Genomic DNA, 3,283 nt, shown 5'->3' with positions numbered 1-3,283 from the left:
CCGACCGAGAGGCTGGCCCTGCGCACGCCCCTGCCCGCGCCCCCGCAAAGCGCTCCGCCCGAGCCGACGACGCTCGGCGCGCCGGTTCCGCTGGCCTCGCTCTATGAAGCCCCGCTGGACGAACGCAAATTCGGCACTGTCGGCGCTGTGGCCCGGGACAGTCAGGGGCGATTGGCGGCGGGAACATCGACCGGCGGCATGACCGCCAAACAATGGGGCCGGGTCGGCGACGTGCCGGTGATCGGCGCAGGCACCTACGCCTCCAACGCCGACGGCTGCGCGGTGTCCGCCACCGGGGCGGGCGAATATTTCATCCGGGCGACCGTGGCCCGCGACATCTGCCACCGTACGTCTGAGGGCGCATCAGTTCAGACGGCGGCCCAGGCCGAGATCGACGAAGTCGGCGCCATCGGCGGCGACGGCGGGGTCATCGTCATGGGGCGGGACGGAACGCCCGCCTTCGCCATGAACACCTCCGGCATGTACCGGGGCGCCGCCTCTTCGAGCGCGCCCGCCCGTGTCGCCATCTATGCAGATGAGAACTGAACCATGCCCGCCGCCGACGACGAACTGACCGTGATGGCCAAGGAGGAGCTGGACGCCGCCTGCGCCATGCCCTTCATCGAGGTGAAGAAGATCACGCCCTGGGGCGACAGCTACGAGGGGTTCGCCCCGTCCGGCCGCACGGTCGAGATCGAGCGGCGCTACATCTGGGCCGTCGAGCCGAAAGGCGGCGTGATCGTCGAGGTCGAGGTGCGCGATCGCGCCGCCCGCACCGGCGCCGAGGCCCGCGCCCTGCTGACCGCCAACGCCTGATCGCGAGAGGGTTACCGGCGCTCAGTTTCCAAGCTTCTGAATTCGGGTTAGGCCTGAAGTCATGAAACTCGCCTCGCTCAAGCACGGCCGCGACGGCCGCCTCGTGGTCGTCTCGCAGGACCTGAACTGGTTCACCGACGCCTTCCTGATCGCCCCGACGCTGCAGGCGGCGCTGGATGACTGGGAGCGGTGCGAGCCGCGCCTGCGCGCCCTGGCCGAGAGCCTGGAGCACGAAGGCGTGCCGCGTGGACGCTTCCGCGAGCATGAGGCGGCGGCGCCCCTGCCCCGCGCCTATCAGTGGGCGGACGGCTCGGCCTATGTGAACCACGTCGAGCTGGTGCGTAAAGCGCGCGGCGCCGAAATGCCCGAGAGCTTCTGGACCGACCCCCTGATGTATCAGGGCGGGTCGGACGGCTTCCTGTCGCCCCGCGACGCCATTCCGTTGGCGGACGAAAGCTGGGGCTGTGATCTGGAGGCCGAGATCGTGGTTGTAACCGGCGACGTGCCGCAAGGCGCGACGCGCGAAGAGGCCCTGGCCGCCATCCGACTGGTCGGGCTGGTCAATGACGTATCGCTGCGCAACCTGATCCCCGCCGAACTGGGCAAGGGGTTCGGCTTCGTCCAGTCCAAGCCCGCCAGCGCCCTGTCGCCGGTCTTCGTCACGCCCGAGGTTCTGGGCGACCGCTGGAAGGACGGCAAGCTGCACGGCGAACTGAGCGTCCAGTTGAACGGTCAGGACTTCGGCAAGGCCGATGCCGGGGTCGACATGACTTTCGACTTCGGAACCCTGATCGCCCATCTGGCCAAGACCCGTTCGCTGGGCGCCGGAACCCTGATCGGTTCGGGCACGGTGTCGAACAAGGACGCCGACGGCGGCCCCGGCAAGCCTGTGTCCGAAGGCGGTCTGGGCTACAGTTGCATCGCCGAAGTCCGCACGGTCGAGACCATTCTGCGCGGCAAGGCCGAGACGCCCTTCCTGAAGCATGGCGACACGGTGCGGATCGAAATGCTGGACGGCCGCCACTCCATCTTCGGCGCCATCGAACAGACGGTTCAGCCGCTTTCGCACGACGCCTGACAGGTATAGCGTCCCGGTTCGGGCCCGCTGAGCAACAGGGCCGGGACACCCTTCATGACGCAAGAACAACTGATCCCATTGGCCGTCATCCCTGTGGTGCTGGTCCTCGTTCTTCTGCGCAATCGGCGCAAGCGTGTGCTGCGGCCGCAGTTTCTGTGGGTCATGCCTGCGATCGTCGTGCCCCTGATCGGCATGGGGCTGTGGGCGACGACCCAGCACCCGCAGTTCGGCCCCCTGGCCTATGTCGCCTTCATCGCCGCCCTGATCCTGGGCGCAGCGGCCGGATGGTGGCGCGGCAAGACCATCACCATCGAGAAAGAGCCTGATGGATCATTGAAGGCCCAGGCCTCGCCGTTAGGCCTGATCCTGATCGTCGGCCTGATGGCCGCCCGCACGGGCCTGCGTGAAGTCATGCAGGAAAACGCCGCCGCCTGGCATCTGGACGCCGTCGTCATCACCGACGCCTTCATGATCTTCGCCATCGGTCTGATCATCGCGCAACGGCTCGAAATGTACCTGCGCGCACGCCGCGTTCTGGCGGGCGGAACCGACGAACACGTCGAAGTCGCCGCCTGAGTTTCATTGAGCGGCAGGCGGTGGTTGAAAACCCCGTTCCGTCCCTGTAGGAGCGTGCCCTGCTCACGCCTGTGCGGGTGTGGTGAAACTGGTAGACGCGCTGGATTCAAAATCCAGTTCCGAAAGGAGTGTCGGTTCGATTCCGACCACCCGCACCAAAGGCCCGGCTCCCGGCCATGGATCGACTTTCAGCGCCCGCCGCGCTAGGTCCGCCGCGCCCAAGGATCGAACATGTCGACACTGACCCTGCCCGAAGAGGCCGCCCGTCGGCGGACCTTCGCCATCATCGCCCACCCGGACGCCGGTAAGACGACCCTGACCGAGCATATCCTGCTGGCGGGCGGCGCCATCCGTGCGGCAGGCGCCGTGCGGGCTCGGGGCGAGAACCGGCGCACCCGTTCGGACTGGATGAAGATCGAAAAGGAACGGGGCATATCGGTCTCGGCCTCGGTCATGACGTTCGAGCACGACGGCAAGATGTTCAACCTGCTGGATACGCCCGGGCACGAGGATTTCTCGGAAGACACCTATCGCACCCTGACCGCCGCCGACTGCGCCATCATGGTGCTGGACGCCGCCAAGGGCATCGAGCCGCAGACGCTGAAGCTGTTCGAGGTCTGCCGCCTGCGCGACATTCCGATCATCACCTTCATCAACAAGCTGGACCGCGAAGCCCAGGACCCGATGGCCCTGCTGGACGACATCGCCAGCCGTCTGCAGCTTGATCCCGCCCCGATCTGGTGGCCCGCCGAGAGCGGCAACCGCCTGCGCGGCATGGTCGAGGTCGGAACCGGCAAGTTCCAGCCCTACACC

5 protein-coding genes and 1 tRNA gene are annotated in these 3,283 nt (G+C 67.2%); all 6 read left to right on the top strand.

The genetic code is table 11. The features are described 5' to 3' along the window. Nucleotides 1-546 (top strand): isoaspartyl peptidase/L-asparaginase (locus QZ281_RS08180; protein WP_292227001.1); only part of this gene is annotated, 546 nt, incomplete at its 5' end. 3 nt (nucleotides 547-549) lie between these two features. Further along, nucleotides 550-816: a hypothetical protein gene (locus QZ281_RS08175; RefSeq protein ID WP_292226999.1), complete on the top strand. Its 267-nt coding sequence runs from the start codon at nucleotides 550-552 to the stop codon at nucleotides 814-816. 61 nt (nucleotides 817-877) lie between these two features. Next, nucleotides 878-1,894 carry a fumarylacetoacetate hydrolase family protein gene (locus tag QZ281_RS08170; protein WP_292226998.1) on the top strand — a complete coding sequence of 339 codons (1,017 nt, stop codon included), beginning with the start codon at nucleotides 878-880 and terminating at the stop codon, nucleotides 1,892-1,894. 54 nt (nucleotides 1,895-1,948) lie between these two features. Then, on the top strand, nucleotides 1,949-2,470 hold the full coding sequence (locus QZ281_RS08165; protein ID WP_292226997.1) for a CcdC protein domain-containing protein: 522 nt from the start codon (nucleotides 1,949-1,951) through the stop codon (nucleotides 2,468-2,470). A 73-nt stretch (nucleotides 2,471-2,543) separates the two neighbouring features. Beyond that, nucleotides 2,544-2,628 (top strand) — tRNA-Leu (locus QZ281_RS08160). Nucleotides 2,629-2,701: 73 nt separating this feature from the next. Next, nucleotides 2,702-3,283: GTP-binding protein (locus QZ281_RS08155; protein ID WP_292226995.1), on the top strand; the 582-nt coding region annotated here is incomplete at its 3' end.

This window comes from Brevundimonas sp. (assembly GCF_018608325.1).
Taxonomy (GTDB): Bacteria; Pseudomonadota; Alphaproteobacteria; order Caulobacterales; family Caulobacteraceae; genus Brevundimonas.
This window is presented reverse-complemented; position numbering and strand designations above follow the sequence as displayed.